The sequence below is a fragment of the Methanolobus vulcani genome (assembly GCF_006546655.1).
GTDB classification, from domain to species: domain Archaea; phylum Halobacteriota; class Methanosarcinia; order Methanosarcinales; family Methanosarcinaceae; genus Methanolobus; species Methanolobus vulcani_A.
On the sequence record NZ_VIAQ01000006.1, the window covers coordinates 64,136 to 82,362 of the forward strand.

Annotated in this window: 18 protein-coding genes; 14 read left to right on the forward strand and 4 right to left on the reverse strand. The window is 39.2% G+C overall.

All coding sequences use genetic code 11. The annotated features are described in order from the left end of the window. The 10 genes from FKV42_RS00835 to FKV42_RS00880 all read left to right on the forward strand — a co-directional run bounded on the left by FKV42_RS00835 (position 1) and on the right by FKV42_RS00880 (position 7,947). Complete coding sequence (locus FKV42_RS00835) at positions 1–798, forward strand: DUF7289 family protein (protein ID WP_230375371.1); 798 nt, start codon at positions 1–3, stop codon at positions 796–798. Positions 799–814: 16 nt separating this feature from the next. After that, on the forward strand, positions 815–2,284 hold the full coding sequence (locus FKV42_RS00840) for a DUF7289 family protein (protein WP_154808349.1): 1,470 nt from the start codon (positions 815–817) through the stop codon (positions 2,282–2,284). Between the two features lie 67 nt (positions 2,285–2,351). Continuing rightward, positions 2,352–2,831 carry a DUF7287 family protein gene (locus FKV42_RS00845; RefSeq protein ID WP_154808350.1) on the forward strand — a complete coding sequence of 160 codons (480 nt, stop codon included), beginning with the start codon at positions 2,352–2,354 and terminating at the stop codon, positions 2,829–2,831. A 49-nt stretch (positions 2,832–2,880) separates the two neighbouring features. Continuing rightward, a complete protein-coding gene (locus FKV42_RS00850) occupies positions 2,881–3,441 on the forward strand; it encodes a DUF7288 family protein (RefSeq protein WP_230375373.1) in 561 nt (186 codons plus the stop codon). 11 nt (positions 3,442–3,452) lie between these two features. After that, positions 3,453–4,313 (forward strand): hypothetical protein, encoded by an 861-nt coding sequence (locus tag FKV42_RS00855; RefSeq protein ID WP_154808352.1) that lies wholly within the window; start codon positions 3,453–3,455, stop codon positions 4,311–4,313. Next, positions 4,313–4,786 (forward strand): DUF7266 family protein, encoded by a 474-nt coding sequence (locus FKV42_RS00860; RefSeq protein ID WP_154808353.1) that lies wholly within the window; start codon positions 4,313–4,315, stop codon positions 4,784–4,786. Before FKV42_RS00855 ends, FKV42_RS00860 begins: the two co-directional genes overlap by 1 nt. A gap of 11 nt (positions 4,787–4,797) precedes the next feature. Next, positions 4,798–5,571 carry a DUF7289 family protein gene (locus tag FKV42_RS00865; RefSeq protein ID WP_154808354.1) on the forward strand — a complete coding sequence of 258 codons (774 nt, stop codon included), beginning with the start codon at positions 4,798–4,800 and terminating at the stop codon, positions 5,569–5,571. A 22-nt stretch (positions 5,572–5,593) separates the two neighbouring features. Further along, positions 5,594–7,096, forward strand: a complete 1,503-nt coding sequence (locus FKV42_RS00870) for a DUF7289 family protein (protein ID WP_154808355.1) — start codon at positions 5,594–5,596, stop codon at positions 7,094–7,096. A 69-nt stretch (positions 7,097–7,165) separates the two neighbouring features. Beyond that, positions 7,166–7,597 (forward strand): peptidylprolyl isomerase, encoded by a 432-nt coding sequence (locus FKV42_RS00875; protein ID WP_154808356.1) that lies wholly within the window; start codon positions 7,166–7,168, stop codon positions 7,595–7,597. Between the two features lie 212 nt (positions 7,598–7,809). Further along, positions 7,810–7,947 carry a hypothetical protein gene (locus FKV42_RS00880; protein ID WP_154808357.1) on the forward strand — a complete coding sequence of 46 codons (138 nt, stop codon included), beginning with the start codon at positions 7,810–7,812 and terminating at the stop codon, positions 7,945–7,947. A 38-nt stretch (positions 7,948–7,985) separates the two neighbouring features. Here the strand turns inward: FKV42_RS00880 and FKV42_RS00885 are convergent, their stop codons facing one another. Continuing rightward, entirely contained in the window at positions 7,986–8,177 is a 192-nt protein-coding gene (locus tag FKV42_RS00885) for a hypothetical protein (protein WP_154808358.1), read from the reverse strand. Positions 8,178–8,283: 106 nt separating this feature from the next. After that, the gene (locus FKV42_RS00890; protein ID WP_154808359.1) at positions 8,284–8,757 is read right to left on the reverse strand and encodes a hypothetical protein; all 474 of its coding nucleotides are present in this window, start codon (positions 8,755–8,757) and stop codon (positions 8,284–8,286) included. 275 nt (positions 8,758–9,032) lie between these two features. On the opposite strand from FKV42_RS00890, the gene modA reads away from it, so the two are divergent. From modA to FKV42_RS00905, 3 genes are read left to right on the forward strand one after another with little or no spacing between them, the layout of a single operon-like run. Beyond that, positions 9,033–9,860 (forward strand): molybdate ABC transporter substrate-binding protein, encoded by an 828-nt coding sequence (gene modA, locus FKV42_RS00895; RefSeq protein ID WP_154808360.1) that lies wholly within the window; start codon positions 9,033–9,035, stop codon positions 9,858–9,860. 14 nt (positions 9,861–9,874) lie between these two features. After that, positions 9,875–10,543, forward strand: a complete 669-nt coding sequence (modB, locus tag FKV42_RS00900) for a molybdate ABC transporter permease subunit (protein WP_154808361.1) — start codon at positions 9,875–9,877, stop codon at positions 10,541–10,543. Between the two features lie 9 nt (positions 10,544–10,552). After that, complete coding sequence (locus FKV42_RS00905) at positions 10,553–11,671, forward strand: ABC transporter ATP-binding protein (protein WP_154808362.1); 1,119 nt, start codon at positions 10,553–10,555, stop codon at positions 11,669–11,671. Positions 11,672–11,673: 2 nt separating this feature from the next. On the opposite strand, the gene FKV42_RS00910 is transcribed toward FKV42_RS00905, so the two are convergent. Further along, entirely contained in the window at positions 11,674–12,870 is a 1,197-nt protein-coding gene (locus tag FKV42_RS00910; protein WP_196214002.1) for an AlbA family DNA-binding domain-containing protein, read from the reverse strand. 163 nt (positions 12,871–13,033) lie between these two features. On the opposite strand from FKV42_RS00910, the gene FKV42_RS00915 reads away from it, so the two are divergent. After that, positions 13,034–14,332, forward strand: a complete 1,299-nt coding sequence (locus FKV42_RS00915; RefSeq protein ID WP_154808364.1) for a hypothetical protein — start codon at positions 13,034–13,036, stop codon at positions 14,330–14,332. Between the two features lie 97 nt (positions 14,333–14,429). Here FKV42_RS00915 and FKV42_RS00920 read toward each other — a convergent pair whose 3' ends face one another. After that, positions 14,430–18,128 carry a lectin like domain-containing protein gene (locus tag FKV42_RS00920; RefSeq protein ID WP_154808365.1) on the reverse strand — a complete coding sequence of 1,233 codons (3,699 nt, stop codon included), beginning with the start codon at positions 18,126–18,128 and terminating at the stop codon, positions 14,430–14,432. Between the last annotated feature and the right edge of the window lie 99 nt (positions 18,129–18,227).

An 18,227-nucleotide genomic window follows, 5' to 3' on the forward strand; every position in this document is an offset into this window, starting at 1 on the left:
ATGATAGATATGACAGCCAGAGAGAACAGAAACAAAGGTATCGGTTCATCCGAGGAAGCACTTACCGAGGTGGTCGATTTTGTAATTACCCTTGGAGTGATGCTTTTAGCTCTGGCAGTCATTGGAATTGCAGGTTATCCGATGCTTGAGCATATGCAGGAAAGCGGACACCTCCAAAATATCGAACAAAGTTTCTCTGTCCTTAAACCGAATATGAACAAAGTAGTATACGGCAAAGCACCTTCGCAATCAGTGGAACTGAAAATGTACGGCGGACGAGTTGCGATTACAGGTGATAGTTATATTATCGTCAGCATGCAGGCATGGAATGAATCCTCATCGTCAATAGAAACCGTATCTGTTGAGAACAATCTGAGGATGATAGAGAACGAATATGAAGAGACCTCCATAGCCTATGAGAATACCGGAGCATGGGTAAAATACCCTCAGGGAAATGCTGTAGCCATCTCAAAACCTGACATCAGCTATAATCAGAACACACTTTTGATACCAATAGTCCCTATTACAGGCACCGAAGGGATTTCGGGATCAGGTCTTATCAGAGTAATATCTGAAAGCGGACAATTGTCACTTGAAAGGTTCGAGAACGTGTCACAGGTAAACATTACCATGAAAAGTGATTATTATACAGGATGGGAAAGCTTCCTTAACGAATCGATAGGAATGCAGATAACAGATGTTGATACAACCAACAACACATTCACTGCAAGCAGAACCTACAATCCGAACATTGAGGTCCTTATTTCCATTTCACCCATTACTGCAACATTAGAATAAAAAGATGTGATGAACTATGAAAAAGCTGCTTGAATCAGAAAATGCCGTTTCTGCAGTGGTCGGAATGATCATTGTCCTTGCACTCACCATTACATCCATAAGTGTGATACTACTTTACGCAATGCCTACCCTTGATGACATGCAGGATATGGCAAACGCCCAGGGTGTGGAGCAGGCATTTACAGTTTTTGATTCAAGAACAAGCAAGGTAGCTCTGGGAGAATCACCAAGCCAGACAACATCGTTTTCCATCAGTGATGGAAGTATGGAAGTAAACGGAGGCAATGATTCATACAATGACAGCAGGATAGTTGTTATCTGTGCTGACACAAATGCTACATGGTTCGATGATTTTGAAACGAATATGTATACGTGGGAAGCATGGGCACCTCATCTTGGAAAATCAGGAATGAGCGAGTTCAATGCATCCATGGGCAGTATCACATACACCAAAGATGAACGTATCATTGGTTATGAAGGTGGAGGTATATGGTCAAAGTACCCCACTGGAAATGCCATTATGATATCCCCTCCAGAGTTCCATTATAACGGAGAAACAGTCACACTGCCCATCATGACGATAACAGGAACTGAAACTTCCAGCGGAACAACCGATGTAGACGTGACGATAAGTTCCAGTAATATGCCAGTGGTATTATATCCGGACCCTGCAGCAGACCCCAATAGAATCAATCCCGTGGAAGTGGATAAAGTGCTTATCTACATAAAAAGCGAGTTCTACGATGCATGGGCAGACTATGCAGAAACACTGGTTTCAACAAATATTGCCTTGGACCATGCAAACAAAACAGCGATTGTGGAACTAGATACATTACCTGACATGGGAACACAAACACTGGACTCTAATTTCCGAATTGTGCAGCTGAATGAGTCCAATGCTGAACCAATAACTGATTTCGCATATTACTTTGAAGCAATATCACATGATGCATCAAATTTCAATGCGGTTGAAACTTATGTCACCGCATCTTCAGGAACGAAATACCTTGAATATGAAATCAAGAAGAATGTCATCGAACACATAAAGTACACAGACTCTTCCGTTGGTACTGATGAAGAAACCTGGGTCAGTATATCAGGAGACTCCAATAGTTCATTCCCTATAAATATAGATCCTTCCAAGAAAAAAGAGGCTAATAGTACCTTTGACCTTCTCAGTAATACCTATCTTCTGGAATATAATGATCATGACGGAACGGAGTTTTCCTGGAATGTGACAGGTTCCACAACAATGCCACCGGATATCGTAATCAACGATGGGGATATACAGTCACTGAACAACATAACCCAACACTACTTCAAACTCATGGCAGAAGATGGAAGTGTCAGATGTACCTGGAGCCAAAAGAAGAATACGAAACTTGATGTTGAGGGATCCAGCTACACCCTAACATATGATGGAGGAGGAGCTGTCATCACATATCTGCACGTAACCCGCAATGACCTTACTGCAACATTGAACTAAAAACAGGATGCAACCAATTTACAATCATCCTTTTATATAATAAATGGCTTATATATTCTGTGGAATTATGAGAGACGATCATGGGCAGATGCACATAGATTACCTAATAGGCATCGCTATTTTCCTGACAAGTATAATTTTTGTGTTTTCATACACTGCAGGGCTTTTCACCCCTTTCCAGTCGAATTCGGATGAAGTGACACTAATAGCTGACAGAATAGCGACGAATCTCATTGAACAGAATATGAGTGCTGAAAGCATACGTACACCAAATATGCTTAGCAGTACAAAAGTTGATGATTTTTTTAATAATAGTGGAGATTATGAGAGTATAATCGACTACCATGGAATGAATAGTTCATACCTGCGTTATGAACTCAATGTAACGTTAGAGAATATTGGCACAGGGCCAATGTCACTTGACTATTCTACTGGCAAGACCCTGCCAGTACAGGGAAATGTAGGACAGACTAAAAGGATAGTTATTGTCCGGAATGATGATACAGGGGATGAAACCCTTGGAATACTAGCTGTGAGGGTGTGGTAAAATAAGTCGCAGAATTAACAGATCGCTTAGAGCAGAGATTTCTGCACAGTTGCATACACTTGAAGCCCTGATAGTAGTTATAATTATAACGGGAGTAATCATCTTCACAGTTCAGGCAACATCCCTTACTCCCCTTACATCATCAACTGCAAATGCACACATAGAAGCACAGCTACAGACAATTGGACAGGATATACTGACTGTGCTTGACCATACTTCTCAGGGACAGAACTCAAGCCTTAAAGAGGATATATTGAACTGGAACAGAGAGGAATATACCTGGAATTCAACAGCCTATTGCTCAGAACAGAACAATACACTAAATAGCAATACTGCTGAGATTCTGGGATCTGTTATCGTACCAAAAGGTATCGCACATAATGTTGAATTTACATACATCAGTGATTCCGAATCCGTAGTAACTCTTGCATATATCTACAGCGGTGAACCTTCTGATAATGCAGTAACAATCTCCAGAAGAGTTCTATTATCAAATTCAGACATGTCAGATAGTTCTGTATTCCAATCAACTACAGGCATACAGGATGCAGATACAAGTACCGATTTCTATAATCTCATAGATGTGAAAATGACACTATGGAGAATGTAAGAGGCGATCAAATGAAAAGACTGGATGAACACGGGCAGATGATATTGATCGCTGGTTTTATAATAGGCATAGGGATAGTGGTTCTTACCGTAATGCTCAACAACATTATCTATGCCAGTAACACTGCATCAGAGTCCAGCATAGAAACAAATGTCTTTGATTACTCAAATGTTGTTGATACTACCATTGAAGCCTATGAGAAAGCCTATGCAAATTCAGGCCAACCATACAATGATACTGCATTCAATGCCTATATGGCAGATTACTCGGAAAGAATGGTGAAAAGTTATTCGCTTTCTGGATTCATATTCACTCTGGATACTGGCCCGATGCAGGATGCTTATTTTACTGAAAACGGACTTGCTGATGGAAATGATGACTGGATTGTCATTGAAAGAGTGAATAACACTGATTCTTTCTTACTAGACAAACTAAATAAATCGATTTTAGGAAACAAGTCAAACAAGTTTGTAATTGAAGTCAATAACCAGTCAGGAACAATCTGGTCAGCCAGTGTATTCAATTCAAATGGAACTATAGCTCTCAATGTTTCTAATCAGTCAACAATCATTGGGAATTATACTAGTAGTAATAGTACTGGATTTATAAATATAACTGGCAATCAGATTGATGGCTTGCCCGTCACTCCATTCTGTTTCCCAGACAATGTAACAGGACAGAAATATTCAATCACTTTTATAAACGGAAGCCAAGCTATGGGAACCTTCTGTCTGAAAGGGAATCTTACGAACGGTGACCCATTCTATATTGAAAGAGTGGAAGTTGTCAACAGTACAATAAAGCTGAATAAGAATGATCATCTTGAAATCAATGTGACAATACCAATCATTCTTCCCAGGGGGCATGTATAATGCTTCCTTTCAAAGATGATGAAAGAGCTGTGTCCATATCTGTAGGCTTCATATTGACCCTTTCAATAACCTTGATAACAATGATGGTTGTCATCAGTTCGTTCTATACCATGATGGACAGGGCAGAGCAGACCATCATGAGAGATGAGTTCGAGATACATGGGAACGATATAGCTTTACAGTTATCCAATATTGACACTGCGGTGCAGATCACCAAGAGTGCAGGCGGAGAGGTTGGAAGTTTTGATTTCAAACTGCTGCTTCCCACTGAAATCGCAGGCCAGCAATATTCTATGGAAATATCAAATCAAACAAAAGAGATCATATTTGAATCACATGGGAAAGACGCTACACGCGTGAAAGTGCCATATCAAGTACATGAAATAGAAGTTACATCTGTAAAATTGTTCAGTGGCTCAAATGATTTTGTATTGCATTATGATCCTGCATCTAACATGATTGAAGTATATTAAAGGAGAGTTGCATGAAACATAGTATAACGAAAGATGATGGTGCTGTTTCCGAAATGGTGGACTATAGCATCATCCTGGGAATCATACTTCTTGCAACCGCCATCATTACTGTAGCTGGCGTACCTATGCTAAAACATATGCAGGAAACACAGCATACAGAGAACATGGAACAGAGTTTTCAGGTTCTTGCACTGAACATGAACAAAGTGGTGTTCGGAAACGCTCCTTCCCAATCCGTTGAGCTGAAAATGTATGGAGGAGAGCTATCTATCTCAGGCGATAATGAAATAATCATTGATCTACAGGTGTGGAATTCTACCTCAAATGCTACTGAAATGGAGCCTACAGATGCATATAAAATAAAAAGGATAGAGAACAGTTATCGAGATACAAGCATTTCTTATGAAAATACTGGCGTATGGGCAAAATATGAAGATGGTGGAGCAGTGATGATATCTGAGCCACGTATCACCTACGCAAACAATGTCATGGTAATACCCATTTCTTCTATATATGGAAGTGATTCGCTATCCGGCTCCGGCCTTGTAAGAGTGACTGCAGACGCAACCAGTAAAAATGTATACAAATATGAAAATGTCTCAATGATTAACCTATCTGTCACAAGCGATTACTATGAAGCATGGGGTCGATACCTTAATGAAACCCTGCAGATGCCAATCATTATGGAAGATAGTAACAATCGAACTGTGAACTGTAGTAAAATTTACCATCCCAATGTTGATGTCTATGTAATTTATTCACCCATGAAAATTACAATAGACTAGTAGGTCAGAGAAGGTGAAGGTCTTGAAAAATATATGGAAAAGTAATATGGCGGTGTCATCGGTCATCGGTATTTCAATAATACTTACTATTACTTTGTTGTCTATAGGTCTAATGATACTGTACACTGCTCCTATTATAAGTGAAACACAAGATATGGCCAAAACCCAGAAGATTGAGCAGGCATTTACCGTGCTTGATTCAAGAACTAGTAAAGCATCACTTGGTGAATCTCCCCTTCAGACAACCTCAGTTTCCCTTATGGGAGAAAATATAGAAGTATATGGCAACAATGATTCCTATAATGAGAGCAGGATGGAGATCGTGTTTTTGAACTCCAGCTCACCCTGGTACACTAATTTCTACTCAGAACATGAAGTGTGGGGCGCATGGGAGAACTATGAGAATAACTATTCCGATTTCGCAGGATTGAATGCTTCCATGGGATCAGTGAGATACTATCTGGATGACAGAGTGATAGCATATGAAGGAGGGGGTGTTTGGTCAAGATATCCAGATGGAGGTACGATTATGACTTCACCTCCGGAATTCCACTATAATGGTGAAACTTTGACCCTGCCTATTGTGAAAGTGATCGGTAATGACTCCGTTACAGGAAGCTCTAATGTTGATATAGCTATAAAATCTTCAAATACACCTGTCATACTCTACCCCAATACCAGCACGAATGCGAATTTCATAAATCCTATTGTTGCTAATAAAATCCTGATATATATCAATAGTGATTTTTATGATGGATGGGCAAAATATGCAGAAACCCTTACGTCCACTACTGCAACTCTGGATCATGAGAATAACACCACAATTATTGAAATGGATACGGAACCAGAAATGGGAACGTTTCCCATGATGGATTTTGAGATTCCAGCTGTGAACTATTCCAACCCCGAACCATTCTATAATTTTTCGTTTTATTTGTATACTGATGATAGTGCCGACTTCTTTAAGAGCTCGGGGCTAAAGCTGACAGTTACATCAGGAACGAAAACCCTTGTATATAGCTTCAATAAGGATGGTGATAATGTAATACTGGATAAAAACAATAATGTTGATACTTCTTATGCGATAGAATATACTGATAGCTCGGCCGGATTAAGTGAAGTATGGGAAACTAATTCCACCTGTATTTTTATAGTTAATTCATTCAAGGATGGTAATATAAAAAATGCAAATACTACGATAGATTTCCTCAATGATTCTTACCTGATGGATTACGACAGCATTGAAACAGCCTCTTCCTGGGGTTCTGGGAGCTCACTTTCACCGGCACCGAACATAAATATATCATATGGTAACGCAAACAGTACTCAGTCACTGAATAACATTACTCAGCATTATCTGAGACTCATTGCTCAGGACGGTACTATTAAGTGCTCAGTGGTCCAAAAAGGCAACGATAAAATTGAATTCGATGATTCCACATATACTCTGGATTATGACTCTGGAGGAGCAATCCTCAATTATCTGCACATCACGCTTAACGAGCTTGAAGTGATGTTGAATTAAGTGAAAGTTAGCTGCATAGAAATCCTTAAATCAACCCCGACCATTAAGAAATCCCATAAGGTGAAATTCATGAAGAAAGCAATCATCGAGACCGATAAAGGAAATATTGTCCTTGAATTGTTCGAGAAGGACGCACCAAAGACCGTTGCAAACTTTGAGAAACTCATTAAGGAAGGATTCTATGACGGACTTGCTTTCCACAGAGTGATTCCAAACTTCGTTATTCAGGGAGGGTGCCCAAGAGGAGATGGAACCGGCGGACCAGGATACTCAATTAAGTGTGAAACAAAGGGCAACCCACGAAAACACGGAACCGGTGCACTTTCAATGGCACACGCAGGTAAGGACACCGGTGGAAGCCAGTTCTTCATCACACACTCTCCACAGCCACACCTTGATGGCGTACACACCGTCTTCGGTCAGGTAATCGAAGGTCAGGATGTCGTCAACAAGATCAAGGCAAGAGACAAGATGAACAAAGTCACTGTTGTGGAAGAATAATTATTTTGTTTTGGCAGCTTTTGTGCTGCTACTCTCTTTTTTAAGATACATTTTTAATCTACATGGTTAAGTTATAGAAAGCGAACTTGGAAATTATTCATAGATTAAATCAAAAAGGACTGGAAAGTGTAAAGAAAGGTTTCCAGTCCTTTTGATTTAACTAATGCTTCGTGTATCAAAATTAACGTAGAACAGATGATAAATTTACCACCTTGGATAAGATGATAACATCCCTTGTTGAATTGTTGGAAGAAAAGGGTATTTTAGAGTATGCAGAATGGGAAAATAAGCTGCGTGAGAAATTGGATGCTGTTAAAGGATTGACCAAGTTCGATGACTTAGATGATTAAAAAATTGAATGCTGGATTAAAAATATATGTGATTAGAATCATTCATTTTCTAACATAATGGCATGTTTAGTAATGATTGCATTATTGAACCCGACAACTTCAGTTATTACTTCGGTTGCTATTTGCTTGTCAATGGTAATGGTGATAAAAATGAAGTTAGAAGTTTCGATTAAACTAAGAACAAGAATGGTGACAAGCATAACATTGGAAAGTATCCTCAGGGCAAGCATGGAAAAAATAACTTTCCAGTGTTGTTGGTTTAATGATGCAATCAGAAAATATGTTCTTTGGATACTAGGGGGGGTTCGAATCCCTCCCTTGCCGTTTTATCACTAATTAATTACAAAATAGCGACTCAAAAAAATCAATAATATCAGATACAATTGGTCGCATATCTTTTTCATCATCTCCAAGTGCTACAAATGTTCCAAAAATGATAGGAAAATTCATTGGAAACGATGAACCATTAATACATTTTACTTTTGGAAAACATTTTTTTGCACCGTGTTTTGAGTGATTGCATATAAGACGAACAAGGCGCATTTTCTCTTCAATTGATGAAATCGTACCTATGGTGTTGTCATTCTCTATATATTCTTTAATTTTCTTGTTCTCAGCCTTTGATTCAGTAGATATACTGGCATCTTTTGCAATCCAATCGGGTAGTGCGTTTAAAGATAATAAGCAATCCATGAAACTATATATCTCATTATCTTCACAATGTCTTTTAAAATCATATTTTGCCTTATCTAAAACGTCATTGGATGACTCAAAACCTTGAACTGACCCATGCTCTTTAGAAGTAGACATAACAAAATATATCCCATAATTTGATTTAATAATTTCTTTTAGCTTATCTTAGTTGCCATCTTTTTTTATAATGTTTAATTAATGATACAAAATTCACCATTCTATAACCAAATCCTTATATCCATTTGAAATACTCCTTAACTTAACAGTATCACTATCAGGAAAATTACTTATATCAGAATGAGGAAGTTAGCGTTATGTGGTCAAGAACATAACGCATATTTAATGCATATTTTACGTTAAGTCCGCTGACTGCATTCAGGAAGGTAGTAATTATGACATTTAACAAAAAACTAATTCTGGCTATTGCAGCCATACTTGCGCTTGTGGTATTTGTAAGCGGCTGTACTGATACCAGTACAACAGGTGAAGATGTAGAGACTGACGTAAATACCGATAGTGGTTCAGGTGAAGTAACAACCATTACGGTATCTGCAGCAGCGAGTCTTACAGAAGCATTCACAGAACTTGAAACCGTTTTTGAAGAAGAGAATCCTGATATCGATGTAAACTATAACTTTGCAGGTTCAGGAACACTCAGGATGCAGATCGAAGGTGGAGCACCAATTGACGTGTTTGCATCAGCATCACAGAGCCATATGAATATATTAAGCAACCAGTCCTTAATAGTTGAAGACTCAAGAAAGGACTTCGCAGCAAACACAGTTGTACTGATAACACCGGTTGACAGTGAACTGGAAATAACAGAAGCTGAAGACCTCCTTTCAGATGATGTTGAGACAATAAGTATTGGAAACCCGGAAACAGCCCCTGTTGGAAAATACACAGTCGAAGCACTTGAAGAAGCAGGTCTCTGGGATGAACTTGAATCCAAAACATTGCTTGCAGATGATGTAAAGCAGGTGCTCGTATATGTTGAAAGAGGAGAGGTTGATGCCGGATTTGTCTACAGCACAGATGCAGCAACAGCAGATGAAGGAACAATTGAAGTAAAGGCAACCATTCCAACTGTAACCCCTATCAGCTATCCGATTGCAGTAGTTGCAGGATCTGAGCACGAAACGCAAGCACAGACCTTTGTTGACTTTGTCACATCTGAAGAAGGAATGTCAATCCTCGAGTCCTACGGATTCACAGCTTAAAAGGAAAATAGATAATGTTCGACCAGATTGGATTTCCCCTGTTGATCACACTTAAAATCGCCGGCCTGTCCACATTAATTGTGGCAATCATAGGAATGGTGATATCATACATACTTGCAAGACGTGATTTTCGCGGGAAATGGCTGGCCGACATTCTTGTAACCTTGCCCCTTGTACTCCCACCTACAGTAACAGGTTACCTTCTGGTAGTGTTGCTTGGGAAAAAGGGAGTACTTGGGAGCATACTTTACGATTTAACAGGATGGAGTATAGTATTCACCTGGCAGGCAGCGGTAATTGCAGCTTTTGTTGTGTCCCTGCCGCTAATGGTCAAAACCACCACTGCAGCCATTGAAGCAGTGGACAGGGAATATGAATATGCGGCTTTCACCCTTGGAAGAAAAGAACTTGATACTGCGCTTTTCATCACACTTCCACTTGCAAAGAAAGGAATACTTGCAGGAATTGTCCTCAGTTTTGCAAGGGCAGTGGGTGAATTCGGTGCAACACTTATGTTTGCCGGAAACATTCCCGGAAGAACTAACACAATGTCAATTTCAATATACAGCGCATTCCAGGCAGGAAATAATGAGCTTGCCAATATGCTGGTTATCATACTGATAGTAATGTCCCTGCTTTCAATGGCCATAACTGCAAAGGTTGTAAACAGCTGGAAGATATGAGGTGACATCATGGGCATTAAAGCGGATTTCAGAAAAAGGTATTATCGTAAAAAAAGTGATAAAAGAAAAGGCATCGAAGCCGCTTTCACACTTGATGCCCAGTTTGAGGTTGGTGATGAACTGGCAGTGTTTTTCGGACGCTCGGGTTCAGGAAAAACAACAGCTCTCCAGTGTATCTCAGGACTGCTGGAACCAAATGGTGGCAAAATAATTGTCAACGGAAATGTCTATTTTGATTGTCACAAAAGAGTCAACCTGCCCGTACAACAGCGAAGCCTTGGTTACGTATTCCAGAACTACGCACTCTTTCCTCATATGGATGTGAAAAAGAACATAGCCTATGGGCTGAAAGGATGGAATGAAAAAGACAAGGAAAGCAGGGTTGATGAGATGCTCCGGATGCTTGACATCAAGGGACTGCAGAACAATTATCCATCTCAACTTTCAGGTGGCCAGAAACAAAGGGTTGCGCTGGCACGAGCACTGGCTCCAAAACCGGACATACTTTTACTGGATGAACCATTCTCTGCTCTTGACAGAATTGTCCGTATGAAACTCAGGGAGAAGATCAAGGAGATACAGAGAGAACTGAAGATTCCCATACTTTTCATTACCCACAACCATGTGGAAGCTTTCACAATCGCAGACAAGATTGTTGTATTCTATGATGGCAAGGTTCAGCAAATAGGAACTCCAGAAGAGGTGTTCTATCATCCGAAGAACTGTCATGTTGCCGAACTTGTGGGTGTGACAAACATATTTGAGGAGTCCTCGGTAGTCAAAGATGATGAGATGGCAGGAACACTCACTATTTGTTGTGAAAATCTGAAGGTAACTGCAAAAAGACCTGAATGCCAGGTTAAAGAAATGATATCATGGGGCATAAGACCTGAGAACCTGCGCATCCTGCCTGAGACAGATGAAACTACCATAAATGAGAATACGTTCAATGCATGTGTAAAGAGCATAGTGAACAAAGGATCAACTAAAACCCTTGCCCTTGAGATAAAAGAACACGGCAATCTTATGATAGCTGAGATATCTGACCAGTTCTTTGAGAATCTCAACCTGAAAGAAGATGACAGATGTCTTGTTCGTATTGAAAGAGACAGGATTGTCCTTTTCTGATATTATTGATTGTTATTTTTGAACCTGCTGTCAATGTACTCTATAAGCTTGCTTCCCGATATTTCCAGACTTGCTGCAGATGAACGTATATAGAACTCCTCTTTGCCATCGTCTTTCAGGAAGACTGGCTTGTCACTTGGAGTACAATCAACCTTCAGCACGAATTTGTCATCGACCCAGATTAGATCGGAGTTTATGTATGGAAGGTACTCGTTGCCGATATTATGACCGATTATATTGGAAAAGTGCTGGTTGAATTTATCATTGTTCTGGAAATTATCAGCTTCAATTCCAAGAATGCTGCCATCATCTGAAATTCCCACAAGCAGGCAGCCACCATCAGAGTTCAGATAGGCCACTATGGTCTTGGCTACTGCATGTTCAATACGTTTGTCAGGTTTTGAAGTATGCAGGTTTATCCTCATTGTGGATTTGAACTCCAGGGAGTTACCTTCGCCTCTGGCAATCAGTTCCAGTAACTTATTTGAAGGATTTGTAGTATCATCGGCCTGATTGAAGAAGTATGGGTTTCTTTCAATAAAACTGGTTACCATTTTGTCAAGCAAATTTCCTTTTTGATGACGGATATAAACATATCCTGCAAGTGAAACCAAAAAAGAAACCAGAAGGTCAATAAAAAGATTTGATGTCATATTTGGAGCTGTAATCCCCATGTCATATCGGGGAGCATCAAATCCGAAAAGGTTCACAAGTGCTACAATGGATATTTCCATCACTGTTGCAATTGTAAATGAAAGACATAAAGAGAACATTGCAATTATGGCAGGTGTCATAACCGTATGTGATTTCTTCTCCCAGAAGAGCACATATACGAGTGAGAAAGCTATAGCTCCAATAACTACTGTTGAGAGGGCATTTAATGCGAAATCGCCCCACCATAGATTCATTACTACGGGACCCATGATCTCAGGGAATACTGAAAGATAGATGAAAATCAGTATCATGATCTCAAACAACGAAGGGAAATGTATCTCCCATCTCTTTTGAATCAAAGTTGGCAAAAATGTCAGAATCAGTGCAAAGAGAGATAATGAAAGATTAAGCAGATCATCCCTGAGTAAAGAACTCACGGCTGCAACTATTAACAATGTCCTGAATATAGTGGAAAAAAATAATCGAGCCCTTCGTACATTGTCACGTCGGGAGGGATTATTAGTCATCTGCTTTTTTTGGAACATTTTTACCATCAAACATACATATAATATTATTTACAATTGTAATGGAATATTAGTAGAATAATATGTGATTACTATATACATATTACGAGAAAAGAGTTGATTCTTACTCCAATTGAATGCCCAATAAACTTTTAAAGTTACATCACCTTTTCTGTATGAAGAGATGAAATTCATTGAAAGGCTTTTTGGAAAAAAGCAGGAAAAAGAAGAATCTCACTCAGCTGTTTTTGAGTTCAGGGAACTTGCTACAATCGTGGCAGAGGAATCTGGAAAACAGATAGAGAAACTCAAGCCTGCTGTAGATGGCAATTATGTTTCAATAAAGACAGCATTAGAGGAACTTGAAAAACTGAAGGAAGAGTTGCTGGCTGCTGAACCCATTGAGAATGTCAGCAAACGCGGAGAAAAGCTTGGTGACTCCAACAGGGATAATGTTGCCAATAACCTGAAGATTATTAACGATAAACTGAAAGTCCCGGAAGATACTTCTCCATTAAATGCCTCCGAATTCTATAATGATGCAAAATCAGTCCTTAAAACTGTTCTTGATAACACCAGTCGTAGTCTGATGTACATTAAAGCCCTTTACCCCCAGGAACACCAGAAGATAAATAATGGTCTTGCTGAACTTGAGGATGCTCTTGATGAACTTTACTCCTCTATTATGCAGGGAATCAAAAAGATTGAAGACCTGAACAAAATTGCATCCGGTATTGAGGAGGTAAAAGGAATAGAAGAGGAAATGGACAACAGTGCCAAAAAGATACAGGAAATGCATTCCAGATATGACGCTGCAAAAGAGAAACTTAGCAAAGCAGATTCAAGACTTGCAGAACTGGAAAACTGTGCGGAATTTGAAAAAGCACGGCAACTGAAAGATGAGATAAAAACTGTTGAATCAGATATCAGTGGCATCGAAGCGGAAGCAAGGAGATTATTTACACCTCTCTCCAAAGCGATTTCAAGAATGGAAAAGCAGGATGATAATGAAAGATGTGTATTATCACCTGAGAACAGGGCAATACTAAAATCGATAAAAGAAGAGCCTGCTGCTGCAATTGAACAGGATATCGATTTATTCCTTGCTGAACTTACAAACCGTATTGAAAGCGGAGAACTTGGTCTAAAAGACCAGATGTGTGAAAAAGCCCTGAAGCAGATAGATGTTCTCAACGACAAGAAAGTAATTTCATCACTTGTAGAACACAGGAAAGAGCATCTTGAAGAGAAAGATGAGCTTCTTGCTGAACTGAACAATCTTAGTATCTACCAGGAGAAAGAAGATATCGAGAAGGAAGCGGAGAAATACAGTCAAAGTATGAAAGATGTGAACAACGACATCGACTCCGAGAGCAAGCGCCTCTATAATCTTAAAGATGATATTGATATGGCTAAATCGACGCTTCTTTCTAATGTAAGAGCTGTTTTTGGTGAAGAAGCTGAGATCAAATACTGTGAATGAACTCTTTTAGACTTGTAAAATCAGATTCTGGTTAATATATTCCAGCCTTATGCTAGGAGATAAATATAAAAAGAAGAAAAAAGAAGAGCCCAGAATTTTATTCTGGTTTCTTCATTTTGACGACTAATCCCAGAACTGTAACCACTATCAAACCAGATATAATCGTTAATGTGTTTACAGGATTATCCCCGGATTGCCCGGAATCCTGTGGAGAATCCGGCACAATATTCTCTGAAACTGCATCTCCACATGTGTTTTCCAACGAGGAGCCTGCAGTAACCTGGCTTTCTCCTGAAGTATCCACACAAATCATGAATGGGGAGAAACCTGTAGTGGTTGCTTCAAAGTAGAAGTACTCATCATCTTCACCTGTTACAACAGTTGGGAGTATGTCCCAGACATCTTCTGAGAAGTGTTCCATGAATATGTCAGATTCATCAAATCCATTAGACTCAAGCCACTCTTTTGATACTGAGAAAGATATTTTTGCATCACCAATTCCAGATGAAAACTCCTCATCACCAAGGAGAATTTCCATTCCCTGATAAACCGTTGCTGATGAAGGCGCAGGAGAACTTTCCGGCAAACCATCAAGAAGGCTGACACTTGCCATAACATAACCCTCATTTATTTCAGACTCAAAACTTATCTCGTTTACCGGAGTGGACCCATCTGTGAATACATATTCCACTTCAGCATCTCTACCAACGAAACATACACTGGAATCAGTTGCAACTATACCTGAAGTAGATGATGTAGGTGTGGCTATTTTCACATGAATTCCATCGCCATTATCATTGCTGGAACTTTCATCTGAAACAGTTGGTTGAACACTATTCAAGGTCAATGGAAGATAGTCAGTATTGTTTCCGTCTTCTGTAATTTCATATATATCACAGAATCCATTTCCAACGGAGTATTCGGTCTGGCTCCAGCCGGTTCCATCCGGCTTTGCCCAGAAATTCCCTCCAAGGTAACTTCCGTTGATGACATTAGTGCCTGATGTTCTTGTGATATTCCATTGATTAAAACCGCTGAGTAAGATATCAGTATTGTCACTGTTGTTGAAATAATTATTATAAATCAGGTTATCAGCACTATCATACATATCTATACCAGGAGAACTATCAGATATTGTACAACCCTCTATTGTATTATTAAATGAAAATAATAAACTGAGACCACCAAAATGAGTATTATTTATGTTGCAATCCTCTATCACATTGTTGTATGATGAATATAAAGAGATGCCCTCACTATTACTGTCAGATGTGCAATTTGAAATTGTAACATTGTTGCTGTTCTCAAGATAAAGACCATATGCATTATTTTCTACATATAAATCCCTTATTGAGAGATTAGAACAATTAAACAGATACACAACACCAGCATTGGAACTCGCATCGACGATAAGATCTGAAACGTCTACAAGGTAATAAATTGGCTTTCCATCAACCGTATTACTCGTGTCTACGTCATTGGGATGAGAACCAAATCGGGAATTGATCGTATTATTCAACATCGAATTATTTTTTAAAATATTATCCAATGAAGAAGATAACATCTGAAAACCAATGTCATTTTCACTAATAATACAGTTGGAAATGTTACATCCCTGCGAAGAAGAGAGCGCTATCCCAAAATAACCATTTGAAGCCGTAATACCTAAAATAGTAATATTATCTGCATTAATATCAAGGGCAGCATAACCATCTTCATTACATATGATCCTGACATCTGCAGGATTGCCAGTCGATGAAACAAGAGTCACGTTGTTTTCTGTAATCGTTACCCTTTCATTGTATACTCCTGATTCTACCAATATGGTATCGCCATCTTGTGCCAGATCAACAGCCCCGTTTATTGTTGAAAAAGCAGAAGTATCACTGCTATTAACGATAAGAGTGGAATTACTTACATAGATTACAGAATTCTTTGTTGAAACATTACTTCCAAATGAGTTGGATACATTCAGAGATACATCATAGAATCCCGGACTTGTGTAAACATGTGAAGGATTCTGCTCTGATGATGTCGAACCATCTCCAAAATCCCATTCCCATGTATTCGGAGAAAAGAGACTTATATCCTTAAAATCCACAGTTTCATTAACATAGACATAATTCGACCCTACATAAAAACTTGATTCCGGCCCCCTTTCCTCGGTAGTGAAAGCTTTGATACAAATATTCTTCTCCGATACGGATACATCCTCCCACTCATTTCCATCTGAACTCATATAGCTCTGTCCGGGTTCTGCATCTGCATTACTATAACCGTAAATGGGATACTCTACAGCTATAGGGTAATCATAATTTGGAGTCATGAATTGTACAACAACAGAAAAATTTTGTCCGGCACTAAGTGAAACATTTGTATCAAGATCAATGGTATGATAACCTGCCATAGGAATTGTTCCATTTTGAACAGACAACGGACCGGAAATGTTGACAGGACCGGATTCCGGATTAAGATAGATAGAAATGTTGTAAAATGAGTTTGAATCCACGGTATAAAAACTTACAGCTTCAAGAGTCTCGTGTGAACTTGCTGTGAACACGTTTGCTCCGTATGCAGTGCTGTTATTGTATCCTATACAACACGCCCATCCGAGAGGGTCATACTGATAGATATGATCGTAGTTGTTGACGTCTTCTGCAGTGTACAGGAAATTGCCCAGATATGGCCGTGTTCCAATTCCATCCATGCCTTCATCGTTTCCCATAACTGTGTCATAATAGGATAGGTAAAAATACCCGTCTTCCCCCCAGTTATCTCCCCAGGAATTTTTGATAATAAATGCACCATTTCCCGGAGCTTTTGGAGTGAAGTTGGAAGCTGCATAATCATCATCCCAACCAACCAGAGTTATGGCATGGTTCGCATATTCAACCGGACCATCGTAATAATAACTATTATTAGTATAATCAAAATAAGAATCTCCATACCACATTGCTACTGATATAGCTCCATACTCCATCAACATTGATTTGTAAAGAGGATCATCGCCCTCAAACCCAGGAAGTATTAATATTTCCTGAACATGCTTTACAACTGGAAGGTTATCTGGGGACACACCGGATGAAGCATCATATGGATCATCTGATTCTCTTACTGGACCACTCCATCTGGTATAATAAGCAGCCGGGTAAAGGTCAAATCCACCATCATCGTGTGTACGGTCATATCCATCCGGATAACTGCTTGAAAGAACATTCTTTAAATTATTCTCTGAAAAATCCCATGTTTCTGATCTGTTGTGAAGAAGGAAGGATTCGAGGGAAGCTGTTGCAGAATGTGCCCAGCAGCTTCCGGCATAGCCCTGATTCCTTACTGCTGTGACACCATTGACATCACGAAGGTCATATTGTGCCGGGAATGATACTTCAGATCCCATAAGTTCAAGACCTGAAGTCCTGATGGTATCATCGGCAAGCAAGGAATCCATGCTTACGGGAGAGAGATGAGATAGATCTACAGGTGACGGAATAAGACCAGTAGGATGGTCTAACGTTTCAGAAGGCATATCATTTGTTGAACTAACAGGCAATGTTAGACTTGAAAAAGTTAAATCGTTTGAGCTTACCGCGACTGAATTTTGTTCTTCCTCTGTTTCCTGCTGATATTCTACAAATGCAGGATTCAAAGGTGCAGTACAAATACCAGAGGAGGAGCCATTCTGATCAGAAATTATATCATTATCATTTTCTGTTGCAGTACAACAGGATGATACTAATATCAATACGACACAATATGTAAATAACAAATGATTTGATAATAATGGATTTTTCATCATAGTTACCTTCTTAAAACGAAAGAATACAATATATATTTTTTAAAAATATAAAATTCACTGTTGAAATAATCAATACAAAATGCAGAGCAAAAAAGTATG

Coding starts and splice junctions, on each gene's coding strand:
- FKV42_RS00875 (WP_154808356.1), top strand. CDS start 7,166: ATGAAGAAAGCAATCATCGAGACCGATAAAGGAAATATTGTCCTTGAA.
- FKV42_RS00905 (WP_154808362.1), top strand. CDS start 10,553: ATGGGCATTAAAGCGGATTTCAGAAAAAGGTATTATCGTAAAAAAAGT.
- FKV42_RS00890 (WP_154808359.1), bottom strand. CDS start 8,757: ATGTCTACTTCTAAAGAGCATGGGTCAGTTCAAGGTTTTGAGTCATCC.
- FKV42_RS00915 (WP_154808364.1), top strand. CDS start 13,034: ATGAAATTCATTGAAAGGCTTTTTGGAAAAAAGCAGGAAAAAGAAGAA.
- FKV42_RS00865 (WP_154808354.1), top strand. CDS start 4,798: ATGAAACATAGTATAACGAAAGATGATGGTGCTGTTTCCGAAATGGTG.
- FKV42_RS00910 (WP_196214002.1), bottom strand. CDS start 12,870: ATGTTCCAAAAAAAGCAGATGACTAATAATCCCTCCCGACGTGACAAT.
- FKV42_RS00860 (WP_154808353.1), top strand. CDS start 4,313: ATGCTTCCTTTCAAAGATGATGAAAGAGCTGTGTCCATATCTGTAGGC.
- FKV42_RS00920 (WP_154808365.1), bottom strand. CDS start 18,128: ATGATGAAAAATCCATTATTATCAAATCATTTGTTATTTACATATTGT.
- FKV42_RS00840 (WP_154808349.1), top strand. CDS start 815: ATGAAAAAGCTGCTTGAATCAGAAAATGCCGTTTCTGCAGTGGTCGGA.
- FKV42_RS00845 (WP_154808350.1), top strand. CDS start 2,352: ATGAGAGACGATCATGGGCAGATGCACATAGATTACCTAATAGGCATC.
- modA (WP_154808360.1), top strand. CDS start 9,033: ATGACATTTAACAAAAAACTAATTCTGGCTATTGCAGCCATACTTGCG.
- FKV42_RS00835 (WP_230375371.1), top strand. CDS start 1: ATGATAGATATGACAGCCAGAGAGAACAGAAACAAAGGTATCGGTTCA.
- FKV42_RS00855 (WP_154808352.1), top strand. CDS start 3,453: ATGAAAAGACTGGATGAACACGGGCAGATGATATTGATCGCTGGTTTT.
- FKV42_RS00885 (WP_154808358.1), bottom strand. CDS start 8,177: ATGCTTGCCCTGAGGATACTTTCCAATGTTATGCTTGTCACCATTCTT.
- modB (WP_154808361.1), top strand. CDS start 9,875: ATGTTCGACCAGATTGGATTTCCCCTGTTGATCACACTTAAAATCGCC.